13 protein-coding genes are annotated in these 16,604 nt (G+C 37.5%); 7 read left to right on the top strand and 6 right to left on the bottom strand.

The window, feature by feature from the left end:
* Position 1: 1 nt before the first annotated feature.
* From def to MHB39_RS05080, 6 genes are all read right to left on the bottom strand, one after another.
* Positions 2-496, bottom strand: a complete 495-nt coding sequence (def, locus tag MHB39_RS05105; protein ID WP_016993576.1) for a peptide deformylase — start codon at positions 494-496, stop codon at positions 2-4.
* Positions 497-580: 84 nt separating this feature from the next.
* Entirely contained in the window at positions 581-2,992 is a 2,412-nt protein-coding gene (gene priA / locus MHB39_RS05100) for a primosomal protein N' (protein ID WP_342545961.1), read from the bottom strand.
* On the bottom strand, positions 2,989-3,993 hold the full coding sequence (gene coaBC, locus MHB39_RS05095) for a bifunctional phosphopantothenoylcysteine decarboxylase/phosphopantothenate--cysteine ligase CoaBC (protein WP_279494114.1): 1,005 nt from the start codon (positions 3,991-3,993) through the stop codon (positions 2,989-2,991). The genes priA and coaBC overlap by 4 nt, the downstream gene beginning before the upstream one ends.
* A 134-nt stretch (positions 3,994-4,127) precedes the next feature.
* Positions 4,128-4,355: a DNA-directed RNA polymerase subunit omega gene (gene rpoZ / locus MHB39_RS05090; RefSeq protein WP_004227380.1), complete on the bottom strand. Its 228-nt coding sequence runs from the start codon at positions 4,353-4,355 to the stop codon at positions 4,128-4,130.
* Positions 4,356-4,359: 4 nt separating this feature from the next.
* Entirely contained in the window at positions 4,360-4,977 is a 618-nt protein-coding gene (gene gmk, locus MHB39_RS05085; RefSeq protein WP_004227379.1) for a guanylate kinase, read from the bottom strand.
* Positions 4,978-5,020: 43 nt separating this feature from the next.
* Entirely contained in the window at positions 5,021-5,896 is an 876-nt protein-coding gene (locus tag MHB39_RS05080; protein ID WP_066037833.1) for a YicC/YloC family endoribonuclease, read from the bottom strand.
* A gap of 259 nt (positions 5,897-6,155) precedes the next feature.
* Between MHB39_RS05080 and MHB39_RS05075 the strand changes: the two genes are divergently transcribed.
* From MHB39_RS05075 to MHB39_RS05045, 7 genes are all read left to right on the top strand, one after another.
* Entirely contained in the window at positions 6,156-7,853 is a 1,698-nt protein-coding gene (locus MHB39_RS05075) for an NFACT RNA binding domain-containing protein (RefSeq protein WP_342545960.1), read from the top strand.
* Positions 7,854-8,106: 253 nt separating this feature from the next.
* A complete protein-coding gene (locus MHB39_RS05070; RefSeq protein WP_066037180.1) occupies positions 8,107-9,792 on the top strand; it encodes a HAMP domain-containing methyl-accepting chemotaxis protein in 1,686 nt (561 codons plus the stop codon).
* Positions 9,793-10,699: 907 nt separating this feature from the next.
* Entirely contained in the window at positions 10,700-12,361 is a 1,662-nt protein-coding gene (locus tag MHB39_RS05065) for a peptide ABC transporter substrate-binding protein (RefSeq protein WP_054549875.1), read from the top strand.
* Between the two features lie 133 nt (positions 12,362-12,494).
* Complete coding sequence (locus MHB39_RS05060) at positions 12,495-13,424, top strand: ABC transporter permease (protein WP_004227372.1); 930 nt, start codon at positions 12,495-12,497, stop codon at positions 13,422-13,424.
* The gene (locus tag MHB39_RS05055) at positions 13,424-14,344 is read left to right on the top strand and encodes an ABC transporter permease (protein ID WP_048395384.1); all 921 of its coding nucleotides are present in this window, start codon (positions 13,424-13,426) and stop codon (positions 14,342-14,344) included. Before MHB39_RS05060 ends, MHB39_RS05055 begins: the two co-directional genes overlap by 1 nt.
* 13 nt (positions 14,345-14,357) lie before the next feature.
* Complete coding sequence (locus MHB39_RS05050; RefSeq protein WP_048395385.1) at positions 14,358-15,413, top strand: ABC transporter ATP-binding protein; 1,056 nt, start codon at positions 14,358-14,360, stop codon at positions 15,411-15,413.
* A complete protein-coding gene (locus tag MHB39_RS05045) occupies positions 15,406-16,332 on the top strand; it encodes an ATP-binding cassette domain-containing protein (RefSeq protein ID WP_054549873.1) in 927 nt (308 codons plus the stop codon). The genes MHB39_RS05050 and MHB39_RS05045 overlap by 8 nt, the downstream gene beginning before the upstream one ends.
* Positions 16,333-16,604: the final 272 nt, after the last annotated feature.

Genomic DNA, 16,604 nt, shown 5'->3' with positions numbered 1-16,604 from the left:
TTTATTCCTCCTCTTCTGCGTACATTTCTTCTAGCTCTTCTGCAGTAACAATACGCTTGATTTTTGAATCGAAAAGCACGCCATCTAAATGATCAATTTCATGTAAGATCGCACGAGCATCAAAGCCACCTGCCTCTAATTCATAAACACGTCCTTCACGATCACATGCTTCAATTTTGACATAACTAGGACGTTCCACTTCTCCATATAACCCTGGAAAGCTCAAGCATCCTTCAATATCTACTTCTGCTCCGTCCGTTTCAACGACAGTTGGATTAATCATTTCTAAAATATCACGTTCTTCACCTAGTTCAACAATTGCTACGCGTAACCCTACGTCTATTTGTGGTGCCGCAATTCCAACGCCATCATATTCCACCATTGTGTCATATAAATCATCAAGTAATGTAATAATTTCATCATTGATTTCTGTCACTTCAGCACACGGTGTTGATAGTACGTTTGCAGGGTTTTCAATTACTTTTTTTATTGCCATTATGATTTCCTCATTTCTGCTTTAAAGCTAGTTCACTAGCTATTTGATACTTTTATTAATAATCGTGCTATTATTACACGCTAACTATATAGTAGACGGATCTAAATCTACGGTCATTAATATTCCTTGTTTAACCCACTCTGCTCTATACATGGCAAGTAGACGTTGTAACACTGGAATTAGATTTGGTTCAATTTTATATTTTATCAAACATTGATAACGATATCTATTTTGAAGACGAGCAATACTCGCAGTTGTTGGTCCTATAATTGCTACTTGATTCGATAAGTTTCCTCGTAACCAATCAGCCACTCGACCAGCATATTCAGCAGCCATCATGACATCTTCATGGGATAATTGAATAAGAGCTACAAAATAATAAGGTGGATAGTTGGATCGGCGACGTAAAAACATTTCTCGTTCATAAAATGGCTCATAATCCTGAGTTTTAGCTAATTCAATTGCGTAATGCTCAGGTGTATACGTTTGAATGATGACTTCCCCTGGCTTGTCATGTCTCCCAGCCCTGCCACTTACCTGTGTTAATAGCTGAAAGGTCCGCTCTGCTGCGCGGTAATCAGGTAAATGTAGGGATGTATCGGCACTAAGTACACCGACTAGTGTTATATTTGGAAAATCCAAGCCCTTTGCGATCATTTGAGTACCCAGCAAAATATCTGCTCGCCCTGCCCCAAAAGTCTCCAATATTTCTTCATGGGCCCCTTTATGCTTCGTAGTATCTACATCCATACGTATTACTCTTGCCTCAGGAAACAATTTATACAGTTCCTCTTCCACCTTTTGTGTACCAGTACCAAAATAACGAATATGATCACTTTGACATTGCGGACATATTTGAGGAACATGTTCCTCGTAACCACAATAATGACATTTCAATTTTTCAGTTGTTCGATGATAGGTTAAGGAAATATCACAATTTGGACATTGAACGACTGTACCACAATCTCGACAGAGTACAAACGAAGAATAGCCACGACGATTTAAAAACAGCACCATTTGCTCATTTTTCTCAAGTCTTGCACGGATTGCCTCAATCAGTGTTTGAGAAAACATTGAACGATTACCTTGTCTCAGCTCTTCACGCATATCTGCAATAAAAACAGTCGGCAAAGCCTGATGTAAAGCACGGTGTTTTAATGAGAGTAGCGTATACACGCCCTTTTTAGCTCTTGCAAATGACTCTAATGCTGGTGTCGCACTTCCTAAAATAATAGGACATTTATAATATTCACTACGCCAGATGGCTACATCTCTTGCATGATAACGCGGTGAATCTTCTTGCTTATAAGTTGATTCATGTTCCTCATCCAATATAATAAGCCCTATATTCGTAAAAGGAGCAAAAATAGCTGAACGAGCTCCAACTACGACCTTCACTTTGCCTTGTTGGATTTTACGCCATTCATCATATTTCTCCCCTACAGATAATCCACTATGCATCACAGCAACCATCTCACCAAAGCGACTGCGGAATCGTTCGGTCATTTGTGGAGTTAAAGAGATTTCAGGTACCAACATAATGGCTTCTTTTCCTTCTTCTAATACCTTTTGAATAGCCTGCAAATAAACCTCTGTTTTGCCACTTCCTGTTACACCATGTAATAAAAAGGTTTGCGCTATTTGCTGGTCCATAGCTGTAGTAATAGCTTGGAGAGCAACCTGCTGCTCACTCGTTAATTGTAAGGCATGTGTACGTGAAACTTCCTTCGTAAATGGATCACGAAATACTTCCTCTTGAATAAATTGAGCAGCTCCTTTATCAATTACTGCCTCTAAAACTGAAATAGAGACCCTTGCTTCGTCACAAATTTGTTGGGGAGTAAAAATCTCTCCTAAGTGTTGGCACATCCATTGCAGTAATAGCCGTTGTTTAGCTGCTCTGGATGATTGCTCTAAAGCACGTTCAATAAGTTGTTGGTCTGCTGTTATTTGAACCATTCGAATTTCTTTCACATTTCCCTGTTGCTTCACAACATTTTCGATTGAAACAATGTTTTCTGCAACCAATTGCTTCAAAAGGGGTAGTAAACCTGCTCGCTCAAATTCTTTAAAATTTGCTCGTTGACGCTTCCCGAATATAGCCTGTACCTCTAGTGGCAATTGTTGACCTTGTTGTAGCTTAATCATTTTTTCATACTTGGCTCGAAGTGCAGATGGTAACATCACTTGCAAGGCATCTATTTCATAGCAAATCGTATCGTTCTTCAACCACTTCGCCATTCGCAACATCTCTTCTGTTAGGACTGGCTCCATATCTAAAATTTGATTGATTGCCTTTAGTTTATTTAACGGTACATCTGTTTCTTTCTTCAATCCAACAACAAAACCCAGGACATTCCTTGGACCAAATGGCACTTTAACACGACTTCCTAATTCGATAACACTAACCCATTCTACAGGTACTTGATAATCAAATGGACGGTCTACATGGTAAGTAGAGACATCTACAATGACCTCTGCTATCAAGAAGCTCATTGTTCCTCACCCTTTATAATATATGACCATAATGTCTGAGCAAAAAGTTGTGGGTTAATTGTAGCCAAAAACTGTCCGTTAAGCTGCGCTTTTTCACTAAAATCAATCCATCTCTCAGAAAGTATATTAAGCATTGGAGTTCCTTGCACTTTTTGTCCGAAAGTGATCGCTTTTATGCCTTCTACCGAAATGATCGGCGTTTCCTTTATAGTCGGCACATTTGCTGCATGGATCAATATTGCCTGAGGATATTGGATTTTATAAGCCTCCAGTTGCTGTATAGCATCAAACAAATTAGAATTTTCTATTTCAATTACATGTGCGCCTAGCATTCTTGCTTCATGTGCTAAAGCTCGGCCTATGGCTCCATTTGCCTGTGGACTAATTACATGCTGTTCATCCAATGGTACATGTAGGGCACCCGCAGTCACTATGACTGTTTTATCTGTTAGTGGTGTAGTTTTTCCAGAAAAAAAATCTTGTACAAGTGCAGTGATTTTTTCTGGCTCCTCTAGACGGCCCTTCCCGACATAGCCACATGCTAAAAAGCCTTCGGAAGGCTCAATAAATTTGTAGCCATCAGCTGATAGCCTATCCAAATTACGTTTTACCGCTGGATGGTCGTACATGTGTACATTCATGGCTGGTGCAATCCATACAGGTGCTGTCGTAGCAAGCAGGGTTGTTGTGATCATATCATCTGCTATACCATTGGCCATTTTCCCTATTATATTTGCTGTAGCGGGCGCTACTAAAATTAAATCAGCCCAGTCTGCTAAGTCTATATGAGCAATCACACTTGAATCTTTTTCATCAAACGTGTCAAAATAAACATCATTTTTGGACATCACTTGAAAACTTAATGGATTTACAAACTGTCTAGCAGAGGCTGTCATGATGACTTTTACATTGGCTCCTGCTTGTGAGAGCTTGCTTACAAGTGCCACAGCTTTATATACGGCAATCCCGCCTGAAACACAAAGTAAAATATTTTTATTCATGCTAGGTGTCGTCCTTTCAAATGATAAGCTCCCAAAGAAGGATTCCCTGGGAGCTTTCGGCATTCTGTATAATTAAAATCTACTGCTAACTAGACTAGCATGCATGTAAACATAGTAAAGCTCTTTACATGATGTTAGATTTCGTCCTCATACACAGTTGACTCATCCTGTGATACTTTCGTAAGTACACCTGCCGCTACTTCTTCAAGCGCTTTCCCAACATATTTATGGGAAACATACTTGTGTAAGCGTTCTGTGTCTTGCTCTTCTTGCATTTGGCGAGCACGTTTAGAAGCAAGGCTCACTAATGAATATTTTGAATCGATTTCTTTTTTTAAAGCGTCTACTGATGGGTATAGCATTGTTTTATTCTCCTCTCAACATTGACAAATATCTTTTTTCAACACGTTCTCTACGACAATGCTCGGCTTTAATAATCGCATTTATACGATCACAGGCATTCGTCACTTCATCATTTTCCACAACATAATCATACAAGCTCATCATTTCAAGCTCTTCACTTGCAGTAGCGATTCGTTTGGCAATGATATCCTCCGTTTCTGTCCCACGTCCAACTAAACGATCTTTTAATTCCGTTAAACTTGGAGGGGCTAAGAAAATAAATAAGGCATCTGGTGCTTTTTTACGAATTTGTGCTGCACCCTGCACTTCGATTTCTAAAAATACATCACGACCTGCATCAAGTGTTTCATTTACATAAGCTAATGGTGTTCCATAATAGTTACCGACAAATTCAGCGTGCTCTAATAAGCCACCTTGTTCGATTAACACTTCAAATTCATGACGTGTCTTGAAAAAATAGTCTACACCATCTACTTCACCTTCGCGAGGATTTCGTGTTGTCATCGAGATGGAATACTCATAATTCGTATTCGGCTGAGAAAATAATTCTTTTCGCACTGTCCCTTTACCTACACCAGAGGGGCCAGACAGAACAATTAATAATCCACGTTCTTTTATCATTTATTCTCTATATCTCCCTTAATTTATAACAGACACGTGCAAGTTATTCGATGTTTTGCACTTGCTCACGCATCTTTTCTAAAATTGTTTTCGCCTGAACAACAGCAATCGCTGCTTCTGTAGATTGATTTTTTGAACCAATCGTATTAATCTCGCGATGTATTTCCTGCATTAAAAAGTCCAATTTACGCCCAACCGAAATCTTTTCAAGTAATGTTTCCTCCAGCTGATTGAAGTGACTATCTAATCTGTCTAATTCTTCGGAGATGTCTACTCGTTCTGCAAAAATGGCTACTTCCGCTAGTAAACGATCTTCTAGCAATGTGCCATCTGCAACTTCATTAATTCGCTCTATTAATCGTGTACGATATTTTTCAACAGCAAGTGAAGAACACAAACGAATCTGATTGACTTGCTCCATTAACTGTTCTTTATATTGTACAACAACCTCTTGTAATTCTTGCCCTTCACGCTCACGCATTTGAACGAGCTGTGAAATCGCTTGTGAAATCGCTTGTTCTACAGCACTGAGCAAATCCTCTGGTGTAAGCTGGGGTTTTTGCTGTACAAGTGCCTGCTCTAACGATAAAAGCTCTTGCATCGTCCATTTTTCTTCAAGTGGTACTTTACTTGCTAATTGCTCTTTTGCCTTACGATACGCTTCAATTAATGACCAATTAATCTCAATAGATTGCTCTACGTTCTCTAAGTCCTTCACATATACCATCACATCAATTTTGCCGCGTGACAAAGCTTGAGAAATTAGTTTCTTTGCAAAAATTTCAGCTTCAAGCCATTCTTTCGGAAATTTTGCATTAATTTCTAAAAAACGATGGTTGACCGAGCGCATTTCCACGGTTAATTGAAAGTCTCTAGTTGTTGTGACACCTCTGCCAAAACCAGTCATACTACGCACCAAGGTTCGTCACACCTTTCTTTGCATACTGGGATTATTATAACATAAGCTTTGTCGATTATGACGACTCTCCAAAAAAATTTGGTTAAAGTAAAAGCTAATTCTACCACAATTGAAGCTATATTTTAATATTCACCTAAAAAATGCTATGATAAACATACCAAAAGAGTATTTGCGAGCTTAAAAATAGTGCATGCAGATACATTAAGAAAAAAATACGAAAGTACCAAGATGCTTGATATCGTTGGAAAGAGGAATTCATATGGCATTTGATGGCTTATTTACTTATTCAATAACTGCCGACCTACAACAGCTAGTCACTGGTCGGATTACCAAAATACATCAACCCAATGCACAAGAAGTTATTTTACATGTGCGAGCGAACGGAAAGAATCATAAATTACTGTTTTCCATCCACTCTTCTTATGCACGTGTACACCTTACTGAACAGGTGATTGAAAATCCAGCAGAGCCGCCAATGTTTTGTATGCTTTTGCGTAAGCATATAGAGGGTGGTTTTATTGCTTCTATAAAACAGCGTGATTTTGATCGCATTATAATAGTAGAAATTGAAAGTAAAAATGAAATTGGAGATCCAATTGTAAGAGAAATACATGCTGAAATTATGGGTAGACATAGTAATCTACTGTTGATTGATCAAGAGCAGGGAAAAATTATTGACAGCCTAAAACATTTACCGCCTTCAGTCAATAGCTTCCGTACTGTACTACCAGGGCAACCGTATATTGCACCACCCTCACAAAACAAATGGAATCCTTTAACGGTGACAGATGAAGAGCTAACAGCATTTTTTGCTGAAGGGAAAACCTCTAAAGAGCTAGTGCAACAATTAGCTGGTTTTTCACCTCTTCACGCGGAAGAATTATTGTATCGAATGAAGACGACTTCAAATACGCTAGTATGTTTCAAGGATTTTATGGCCTCCTTTGCGAACGGTGGAATGAAGCCTATGTACGTACTCTTCAATCAGAAAGTATACTTTTCCCCTATCGAATTAACGCATTTGCATGATGGGGATATAACAATCTATCCTAATGTCCATGAGCTTCTTGATCGTGTATTCTTTGCCCGTGCAGAGCGAGATCGTGTAAAACAACAAGCAGGCGATTTAGAGCGCTGGCTACAAAATGAGATTGACAAATTAGCTTTAAAAACAAAAAAGTTAACAAAGGATTATGAACGTGCCTCCAAGCTCGATCAATTCCAACTATATGGTGAGCTATTAATGGCTAATATCTATGCCTTTGAAAAAGGAGTTAAGGAAGTTACTGTCACAAATTACTATAGTGAAACTGGCGAAGAAATAACGATTCCAGTAAGCGAACGTAAAACACCTATTGAAAATGCCCAAAGTTATTATACAAAATATACAAAGGCAAAAAATGCCCTGGTCATGGTTCAAGAGCAGCTAGAAAAAACTACTGATGAAATTTCTTACTTCGAAATGCTTGCACAGCAAGTTCAGCAGGCTTCTCCTGGAGATATTGAGGAAATTCGTGAAGAGCTAGCAGAGCAAGGTTACTTAAAACTACGTCATGCGAAGAAAAAGAAAAAACAAGCGAAACCTGAACCAGAACGCTATGTTTCTTCTACAGGTGTAACAATCTCTGTTGGAAAAAACAATAAACAAAATGACATGCTGACATTCAAACTAGCAAAGCGGACTGATATTTGGTTACACACAAAAGATATTCCTGGATCTCATGTTGTCATTCATTCAAGTGAACCCGATGAAACGACATTGCGAGAAGCTGCCACTCTAGCCGCCTATTTTTCTAAGGCCAGAGAATCCTCTTCTGTGCCTGTAGATTATACCGAAATACGACAGGTCAAAAAACCAAATGGTGCCAAACCTGGTTTCGTCATCTATTTTGAACAAAAGACACTGTATATTGACCCGGATGAGGCAGTCATTTTACAGTTAAAGAAACAGTCATAAAGGAAGAAACCGATACAAATAGTATCGGTTTCTTCCTTTTTATAACGAGTACACGTAATCCGTACTATAAAACGATGAAAACAACCTTATCTTGATTGATTTTTACAGACAATCTTCCTTATTATAATAACAATATAAAAACACATGAATAATCTGCACTGTTTCCTTCAACGTATATTGACTTCTACTACTGAGAAACGCTAAATTAAAGTATAAAAATTTTTATAGAGCATTCAGGAAAGGGCGTATCTATATGTCTGTAGGTAAAAAATTAAGCTTTGGTTTCTTTGCAATTATTCTCACATTAATCATTTCTTTGTTCATTATGTTCCTGTTATTTTCAAACATTGAAAAAAAGATTGAAAATGCATTAGAAGGACATGTTGCCCTGGTAGAATTAGCAGATGATATTCAATACGAAATGGCTATGCAAGGTCTTTTCATTCGTGCCATCATCATCGAAGACAAACCTGCTAACAAAGAGAGTTTCTCAAAATATGCAAGTATGCTCGACACACATGTAGATGAAATCACTGAAAAATCGAATTCAGCTGAAATGGAAACATATGCACAGGAATTAAAAGTTCATAATGATTCTTTTAACAAGGCAGCAACTGAAGCAATAGCTTTATTTGAAGCTGGTAATCTAGAAGGTGCTTTGCAGAAGGTAAATGGTGAAGTCCAACAAGCTAATAAAGGTATACAAGATGTATCCGATCAAATTGGAAACTATCAAAAGCAACAACTAGATATTGTGACAAAAGAATCTAAACAGGCCGTGTTTAATTCACAAATTATTTCCATTATCGCAATCATTATTGGTATCGCTCTAGGTATTTTCCTTATTTTCTATATACAACGGACAATCTCACGCCCTTTAAAATCTGTCGTTCTGGCTGCAAACCATGTAGCTAATGGAGAATTAATTCATCCAGATATTACCCATCAATCAAAAGATGAAATTGGTCAACTTTCAGCAGCTTTTAATGCCATGAAGGGGAATCTGAAAAATTTATTAACGCATATACAGGACAATGCAGAGCATTTAACAGCTTCAGTAGAGGAACTTTCTGCCTCAACTGAAGAAATTACTGCCACTGCTGATGAAATTACAATACGGATTAACGAAACAGCTGAGGCTGCAGTGACAGCTACAGTTGCAGCTAACGAAAGCGCACACGCTATGGATGAAACGGCTGTAGGTGTTCAACGAATAGCTGAGGCAACTCAACAACTACATCAGAATGCTATAACAACTTCAGAATTAGCAACAAATGGAAATGAGACGGTAGAAGAAGCTCAGCAACAAATGAATGTCATCCATGAATCAACACAAACGATTAATAATCTTGTTCAAAAATTGAGTAAGCAATCAGATGAGATTAGTCAGATCACAGCTGTTATTACAGCTATTACAGATCAAACAAATTTATTGGCACTCAATGCAGCAATTGAAGCGGCTAGAGCTGGAGAGCATGGTAAAGGATTTGCGGTAGTAGCAGATGAGGTTCGTAAGTTAGCTGAGGAATCCAAACAATCAGCCAACCAAATCGTTGCCTTAACGCTAGATATTCAACAGGATACACATAATGTAGAAAAAGCAGTCTTTGATGGACTTCATTCTGTCACAGAGGGCGTTAAAATCATCGGACATGCAGGACAAGCCTTTGAAGGAATTGTGAAAGCAATTAATACGATGACAGATCAAATAGAAGATATATCAGCTACCTCTGAAGAAATTTCAGCTAGCGCTGAACAGGTTGCAGCGTCCGTTGCAGAAATCGCCCATGGTGCTTCAACGAGCGCGGATAATACAAAAATTGTAGCTTCAGCAACAAGAGAACAATCTATAACAGTACAACAAGTAAACCAAGTTGCCTCAGATCTAAGCGAAAAGTCCTTAGATTTACAGAATCAGATCAATCAATTTAAACTTTAAATAGAAAACAGTGCATTTTATAAATGGGATGCACTGTTTTTTATATTTTTTCATGGTATACCACTTAAAAAGTGGAAGAATATCCTTCTGAATAGCTATTGTTAACGTTTTCATTCGATGAATAAACAGATTTTTAGTAATTATTTGCATTATCAATCCTCTTCAGTAAGACAAATGACATCCTCAAAAAAACAATACGATTTAAACAGTTCTCTTTGGAAGAATACAAGGCGAAATGAAGCATTCCTTTTATTTTTTAACTGATGAATAAAACAGTAACCGACTGCATATATGCATGTATATACAACTAGCCCCAAAATTATTTCAAAAAAACTTAATCTCGTAAACTAGCTTGTCACTAAATCCAAATTTTTCTTAGTATGGGTACCTTTTTTCATACAAATGCTCATTTTTTTCTTTTTCTTCCCCACAAATGGATAATCCTAGAAAAATACAAAACAAGTTTCTTATATATCATTAATAGATAAAAATATTCATGTTTTGCGATAATAAATTACAAGAAATTACCTGTAAAAGAATCTAATTCACTGAGTTTTACATAGATTTTCTACAAATCTATACAAATTCCTCAAGGTATTACATCTATGACTTTTGATTCATTTTTCAAATATCGATAATATTATCAAAAAAATAGGAATTTTCCGTATAGTAAATCATTTTTTTATTTTTACTTTATTTTTGATATTCAGAATAAGTAAATATCAAATTTTTAATATATATACACTTCGCCTCTTTAGCGTGATAAATCGGAAAAATTTATTATTCTCCTAAATGTCAGATAATACTATATAAATTCGAATCTTTTTTATTTTGTACACAATGATTTTTTTGGTATATTAAATAGGAGCTTCACAAAAGGCTTAAAAATTGTATAAGGGGGATTCACATGAATAAAAACAAAAAGTTTTTATTACTAACAGTCCTTGCAGTATTTTCTTTAGTACTTGCTGCATGTGGCTTCGGTGGAGATTCGTCTGACAAATCTAAAGACGAAGGAAAAGATTCTGGTTCTTCAGAAACAACTTCATCAGGTGGCGAATTAAATGTAGTAGTAGCTTCTGAGCCGCCATCTCTTCATCCTGCATTAGCAACAGATACAACTTCTGGTGTTATTCTAACAAATACTTTTGAAGGATTAACAACACTTGATGCAGACGCTCGTCCAGTTGCAGCTGCTGCTGAAAGCTGGGAAGTTAGTGAAGATTTAAAAACATACACGTTCAAATTACGTGATGCTAAATGGTCAAACGGAGATCCAGTAGTAGCTGGTGACTTCGAATACGCTTGGAAATGGGCATTAAACCCAGACAATCTTTCTGAATATGCTTCAATCCTTTACCCAATTAAAGGTGCTGCAGCATACAACAATGGTGAAGGTTCTGCTGATGATGTAGGCGTTAAAGCACAAGACGAAAAAACATTAGTAGTAACTTTAGAAAACCCAACACCTTACTTCTTAGAATTAACAGCATTCAAAACATATGCACCATTAAACCAAAAAGTAGTTGAAGGTAATGATGAGTGGTATGCAGATGCTGGTGAAAACTATGTAACAAACGGTCCTTTCACATTAGCTGAATGGAGACACAATGATACAATCGTATTAAAGAAAAACCCAGAGTACTGGGATGCTGATAAAGTTTCTTTAGAAACTGTTAATATCGGTATGGTTGAGTCTGAAGCAACTGCAGCAACAAGCTTCAAAGCTGGAGAAATTGACTACTTAGGTGCACCATTCCAATCTGTGGCACTTGATTCAATCGACGCATTTAAAGCTGATGGTTCATTAAATATTAATGACCAAGCTTCTGTTTACTGGTACAAGCTAAATACAAAAGATAAAATCACTGGAAACGCTAACATCCGTAAAGCGTTAGCTTTAGCAGTTGATCGTCAAGGTTTAATTGACAACATTACTAAAGGTGAGCAAAAACCTGCATTAGGCATGGTTCCTATCGCAGTTCATGGCTTTGAAGAAGACCGTGGTTACTTCAAAGATAACGATATCGAAGGTGCTAAAGCAGCACTTGAAGCTGGTATGAAAGAACTTGGAATTACAAACCCAGCAGATATCAAAATTAACCTTTCTTACAACACTAGTGAAGCACACGCTGCTATCGCTCAATACGTTCAAGAGGGCTGGACTAAAAACCTAGGTATCACTGTAGGTCTAGATAACTCTGAATGGCAAGTATATTTAGAAAAACTTAACCAATTAGATTACCAAGTTGGCCGTATGGGCTGGGTTGGTGACTACAACGATGCTTATACATTCTTAGAAATGTATGACACTGCTGCAAACGGTAACAACGATACTGGTTGGGAAAGTGCAGAATACAAAAAATTATTAGATCAATCTAACGTTGAAGCAGATCCTGCTAAACGTCTTGAGCTTTTAAAACAAGCTGAAAAAGTTGCTGTAAATGATTTCCCAGTTATTCCAATCTACTACTACACGAACCTATCTGTAGTACAAGATTATGTGAAAAACATGAAGGCAGACATCCTTGGTAACATCTCTCTTAAAGAGGTTAAAGTAGAGAAATAATCAACAAATAATTCGCTTATTTAGCTCTACAGCGAAGAGCTGCCTCGTAGCCACTTCGGCGCGAGTCAGCTCTTTTTAAAATACGAAGGCATATATTTGTCTGAAAATTGACAAATAGAAGGAGGAGTTTTATGTGATTAAATATATTTTGAAAAGGCTGATGTATATACTTCTCGCGCTTTTCGTCATCGTAACGGTTACGTTTTTCTTAATGCGTCTCGCTCCTGGTAGTCCTTTCGCGAGTGAACGTAATTTCCCACCTCAAATTGAGGAGAAGTTAAACGAAACGTATGGATTAAATAACCCTTGGTATATTCAATATAAAGATTATTTAATCGATACGGCCACATTCAATTTCGGTGAGTCAATGAAATATAAAGCGCGTTCTACAAATGATATGATTTCTGAAAGTTTCCCTGTTTCATTAACATTAGGGATTGAAGCTATGCTATTAGCAGTTGGATTCGGTGTATTAATTGGCGTAGTTTCCGCGCTATATCATAATAGGTTCCCGGATTATTTGGCAACGTCCTTTGCGGTGCTCGGTATATCAGTACCTTCATTTATCTTAGCAGGTTTAATGCAGTATTTCTTAGCCTTTAAGCTAGGCTGGTTCCCTATTAGTGGGTGGAAGGGCTTTATTTATAGTATTTTACCAGCCCTTGCAATCGCTTTCTCTCACATGGGCTTTATCGCAAAATTAACACGTTCAAGTATGCTTGAACAAAACAATAGTGATTATGTAAAAATGGCTCGTGCAAAAGGTATTGGTAAATGGACAATCGTATTCCGTCATACATTACGAAATGCCCTTCTGCCAGTCGTAACATACCTTGGTCCATTAACAGCTGGTGTTGTAACAGGTAGTTTCATTGTTGAGCAAATTTTCGCTATTCCTGGACTTGGTAAGCACTTTGTTCAAAGTATTACAAACCGTGACTATACAGTAATTATGGGTACGACGGTGTTCTATTCCATCATCCTTTTATTTGCGGTATTAATCGTTGATATTCTATATAGTGTGATTGATCCGCGTATTAAACTGAAAGGAGCGAAAAAATAATGACACAGCAACAAATTGAAAAAGATAAGTTTAAAATTGTTGGTGGAAATCATGAAGCAACGGAAAAATTAGCTGATAAATCAGTCTCCTTTTGGAAAGAAGTATTTCTCCGTTTCTCTCATAACAAATTAGCCATCATTGGGATAATCATTTTAATCATTGTTATTTTAATGGCTACATTCGTACCAATGTTTTCTCAATATAAAGCAAGTGATCAGCTAGGTGTTTACAACGCACCACCATCTGCACAATTTTGGTTTGGAACGGATGACCTTGGTCGTGATATTTTCGTTCGTATTTGGGAAGGCGCTCGTATTTCCCTATTTATCGGTATTGCTGCAGCGATTATTGATTTAATTATCGGTGTTTTATGGGGAAGTATTTCAGGCTTAGCAGGCGGTCGTGTTGATAACATCATGATGCGTATTGCCGACGTTTTAACAGCTGTACCTTACCTTCTAGTAGTAATCGTACTTTTAGTTGTTATGCAACCTGGTTTAATTCCTATGATTATTGCCCTGTCCATCACTGGATGGATTAACATGGCTCGTATCGTTCGTGGTGAAGTATTATCTATTAAAAATCAAGAATATGTTCTTGCTGCTCGTACATTAGGTGCTAGTACAGGCCATTTAATTATTAAACACTTAGTTCCGAATGCTCTTGGTGCAATCTTAGTAACGATGACGTTAACAATTCCATCTGCTATTTTCACTGAATCATTCCTAAGCTACCTTGGTCTTGGGGTGCCTGCTCCAACTGCTTCTTGGGGTACAATGGCCTCTGATGGTAATAAAGCTATTGCCAATGCTCCATGGCGCTTGATTTTCCCAGCAGTATTTATCTCACTGACAATCTTTGCGTTTAACGCAGTTGGTGACGGCTTACGTGACGCTCTAGATCCAAAACTACGTAAATAAGGAGGTGGCCGAAATGAGTAAAACAATTCTAGAAGTAAAAGATTTAAGAATTAACTTTAAAACTTATGCAGGGCTTGTCCATGCTGTACGTGGTGTTAACTTTGATTTAAAAGAGGGTGAAACACTCGCTATAGTAGGTGAATCAGGCTCTGGTAAAAGTGTTACAAGTAATGCATTAATGAAACTAATTCCCCAGCCACCTGGTATTTATGAGTCAGGACAAATTTTATTTAATGGCCGTGATTTAGTTCCATTAACTGATAAAGAAATGTCTAAAGTACGCGGAAATGAAATTGCAATGATTTTCCAAGATCCTATGACAAGTTTGAACCCAACAATGAAGGTCGGACGTCAAATAACTGAAGTAATTTTGCAACACAAAAAAGTTTCTAAAGACGAAGCGAAAAAACGTGCGATTGAGCTTTTAACACAGGTAGGTATCCCCTTCCCTGAAAAACGCTATAACCAATACCCACATGAATTTTCAGGTGGTATGCGTCAACGTGTTGTTATTGCCATTGCCCTTGCAGCTGATCCTAAGCTATTAATTGCAGATGAGCCGACAACAGCTCTAGACGTAACAATTCAAGCGCAAATTTTAGAATTAATGAAAGAAATTCAGAAAAACTCGCAAACATCTATCATTTTCATTACACACGATTTAGGAGTAGTGGCGAATATCGCTGACCGTGTAGCAGTAATGTACGCTGGACAAATCGTTGAATATGGTACTGTAAATGATATTTTCTATAATCCAAAGCATCCTTACACATGGGGTCTACTTGGTTCAATGCCAGATTTAGATAATGATACTGATGAGCTATTACGTACGATTCCAGGCTCACCACCAGATCTGACGAATCCACCTAAGGGTGATGCATTTGCAGCTCGTAACGAGTATGCTATGGCCATTGATTATGAACAAGAGCCACCAATGTTCCAAGTAAGTGAAACACATTTTGCAAAGACTTGGTTGTTGCATCCTGATGCACCAAAGATTCCTCTTCCAGATGCGGTTGCTAAACGTATTGAAGGGTATTTAGCAAAGGAGGCACAAGAAAATGACTAAAACTGGTGCGAAAAAAATTCTTGAAATCAAAAATTTACAGCAGCATTTTGGTTCGCCAAGTAATCCTATCAAAGCTGTAGATGGTATCAGCTTCGATGTTTACGAAGGTGAAACACTTGGTCTTGTGGGTGAATCAGGTTGTGGTAAGTCAACAACTGGTCGTTCAATTATTCGTTTATATGATATTACAGGTGGCGAGATTGTTTTCGATGGTGAAAATGTCCATGGAAAAAAATCTAAAAATGAGTTAAAGAAATTTAACCGTCAAATGCAAATGATTTTCCAAGATCCTTATGCTTCTTTAAACCCTCGTATGACGGCTGGTGAGATCATTGGTGAAGCCTTTGATATTCATGGCCTTTACAAGGATAAAAAAGAACGTCGTGCAAAAATTCAAGAGTTACTTGAAGCTGTTGGTTTAAACAAAGAACACGCGAATCGTTACGCACACGAATTCTCTGGTGGTCAACGTCAACGTATTGGGATTGCCCGTGCACTAAGTTTAGATCCTAAGTTTATCATTGCAGATGAGCCAATCTCTGCGCTAGACGTATCTATCCAAGCGCAAGTTGTTAACTTACTAAAACAACTACAAAAAGAACGTGGCTTAACATATCTTTTCATTGCCCATGACTTATCTATGGTAAAATACATCAGTGACCGTATTGCTGTAATGTACCGTGGTAAAATCATGGAAATCGGTAAAGCAGATGATATCTACAATCACCCTGTTCATCCGTATACAAAATCTTTACTATCAGCTATCCCACTTCCTGATCCAATGTCAGAGAAGCGCCGTCAACGTATTCAGTACAAGCATACAGAGGTTGACGAAAGTGCAACCTACCATGAAGTAGGTGATCAGCATTATGTTTATGGTACTGCTGATCTAGTAAAAACTTGGGTTGCTAATCGCTAAAAGCTATAACTCCTATCGACAGTATAATTACTGAGATGGGAGTTTTTTTAATTTTACTTCTTCCTTACCCAATATCCCGATCAGTGTAAACCTAAATAAACTTACTACCTTTTAGTAGACTATAATTCCCTTCATTCTTTTATTTTACATAAAATAATTAGTTAATAAATACCATTTATGTAAAATTAGTTTAAATATTTTAAGGAATATATTATGATAGAGTTAACACGAATAAAGGGGTGTATTCAATGAAAAAAAGTATGAAACTTCTT

Origin of the sequence: Lysinibacillus sp. FSL K6-4013, assembly GCF_038630435.1 — a bacterium.
Taxonomy (GTDB): Bacteria; Bacillota; Bacilli; order Bacillales_A; family Planococcaceae; genus Lysinibacillus; species Lysinibacillus boronitolerans.
Note: the sequence above shows the minus strand (reverse complement) of the source record. Positions and strands in the feature narration are given on the sequence as shown.